The organism is Streptomyces sp. NPDC102437 (assembly GCF_044765565.1).
GTDB lineage: Bacteria > Actinomycetota > Actinomycetes > Streptomycetales > Streptomycetaceae > Streptomyces.
The window spans coordinates 1-2,189 of the sequence record NZ_JBIWKI010000149.1; the positions used below are offsets into that span (position 1 = coordinate 1).

Genomic DNA, 2,189 nt, shown 5'->3' on the forward strand with positions numbered 1-2,189 from the left:
TCGGCGGGGTAGTGCTTCATCCCCACAGGGACTCCGTTCTCCTGGACCATCAAGATCCAAGTGTCTCCGGTGTCCAAAATCCGGGGTCAGGGCCCTTCACGAGGGTGGCCCGAACAGGTGCCGGGCCGCGCACATTGGCCGGGGTGAACGGGCCGGAGACGTATGCCCGGTTACGGTCGGTCGGCGATCGGCCGGCCCCGGCCGACGTACGGGAGGTTCCTGCTGTGTCGACTACGAGCCCACGGTCTGCCGTCGCGATGCTCCCGGTTGTCTCGGGACTCGCTCTCGCTTTCACGATCACGGCCGTCGACCCGCTGATCCTCAGCCTGAACATGCCGCAGGTCAGCCGGGCCCTCGCCGTGCCGCCCGATGCCGTCGGATTCCTGGGGGGTGCGGCGACGCTGGTCGTGGCCGCCGCCGTGCTCGCCGTGGGCAGCCTCGGGGATGCCTTCGGGCTCAAGCGGCTGCTGATGCTGGGGCTGGTCGGCGACATCGTCGTCAACCTGCTTTCCGCGATCTCCCCCGGCTACGTCTTCCTGCTGGTGATGCGCCTCCTCGACGGTTTGGCGCTGGCCTCGGTCCTGGGCGTATCGATGGCCCTGCTCAAGGTGTCGGTGCCGCCGGAGAAACGGCCGGCGGCCATCGGCCTCTTCATGGCCATCGACATGGTGCTGTGCGGGGTGACCCCCGCGGCTGGGGGCTGGGTGGTGGAGGCCGTCGGCTGGCGGTGGCTGTTCCTGCTCGCCCCGCTGTTGTCGCTGATCGCACTCGGGCTGACCGCCCGGTACGTCACCGAGCCCCCGCTGCTGCAACGCCGCGGAGTCGACATCGTCGGTATCAGCCTGGTCGGTATCGCCCTGCTGACCCTCGTCCACGGCATCGCCGAGGCGGAGAACGGGATCTCCCAGCTCCAGGCCTGGTTGCCACTGGTGATCGGTGCGGTCGCCGGTGTGCTGTTCGTGCTCCGTGAGCGCCGGACACCGGAGCCGGTCCTGGACCTGTCGCTGTTCCGCAGCGGCCCGTTCGCCGTGGCCGCGCTCGCCAGTCTGACGCTCAACTTTCTCGTCGCCGGGTTCAGTTTCACACTCGGGCAGTTCGGCAGTGTGATCCTCTCGCTGCCCCCGCGCACCATCGGCCTGCTCTTCCTTCCCGGCACACTGGCGATCGCCGTCGGCGTCGTCGTCGCCGGGCGCCTGATCGGGAAGTACACCCCTCGGCCCGTCCTCATCACCGGCCTGCTGGTGATGGTCGCGGGCGGGCTGCTGATGGCGGCCACCGCCGATCCCACGATAGCTCTGTGGATTGTCGTACTGGCCACCTGGCTCACCAACCTCGGATCGCTGGTGACCTCCTCCGCCGTGGCCGAAACCATCCTCGCGCACGCCCCACCGGGGAAGTCCGGCGCCGTGGCCTCCGTTCAGCCGGCGTTCGGAATGTCCGGCTACGCACTCGGCCCCGCGGTCTACCTCCTGCTTCTCAATCTCTTCTTCCAGCGACAGTGGCTCAACGACGCCAAAGCGCGCGGCATTTCCGTCTCCAGGGCCGACCAGGCCGTGGACGCGACACGGAGCGCGATGGTGCACAGTCCGGGCACCTCCGGATACGACCCGAACCTGCTCCGGCAGTCCGGACTGGACCTCGGGCTGGACTTCACCAACGGCCTGCGCCTCACCATGCTGGTCGTGAGCCTCCTGCCACTCGCCCTGGCCGTGGCGGCCTACCGGTTCATGCCCCACCGGATCGCAGACGGGGACGTGAGTTGAGGTGTGGGCCCGCCTGTCACCAGGCGGTGAGGCCGACCGCGTGGGCGCAGTGCGGGGCCGGTTCCGTCGGTCGTCCAGCGTTCCCTCTCGGCGGCCACAGCCGCTTCAGCGGCACCGTCGCCGCCCCGGGCGTTGAGGGCAGTCTCTACGACCTGATCGTCGCGCGCGAGGCCCCCATGCTGCCCGGCGTGGAAGATTTCCTGACAGACGGATCGCTGAGGAACGCCGTCCAGCGTGACGGGGACGGCGCACTCGTACTCGACGGCTCCCTTGCTTTGCTCGCACGCGACACGAGCCGCACGGTCAAGGAACTCACCCCGTCTTCCTGGCGGCGTTGTCACGTTGTCGGGGGTATAGGCGTCTGGCGGTGCGTCAGGGCGTGGTCGAGGCGGCTGTCGGCTGTCGGTCAGGCCGTCGCGGGCAGGC

Annotated in this window: 2 protein-coding genes; both read left to right on the forward strand. The window is 69.2% G+C overall.

The annotated features are described in order from the left end of the window. The first annotated feature begins 257 nt into the window (after nt 1-257). The gene (locus ACIRJP_RS42450) at nt 258-1,763 is read left to right on the forward strand and encodes an MFS transporter (RefSeq protein WP_404186579.1); all 1,506 of its coding nucleotides are present in this window, start codon (nt 258-260) and stop codon (nt 1,761-1,763) included. A 26-nt stretch (nt 1,764-1,789) separates the two neighbouring features. Beyond that, on the forward strand, nt 1,790-2,189 hold a 400-nt coding region (locus ACIRJP_RS42455), incomplete at its 3' end, for a hypothetical protein (RefSeq protein WP_404186580.1).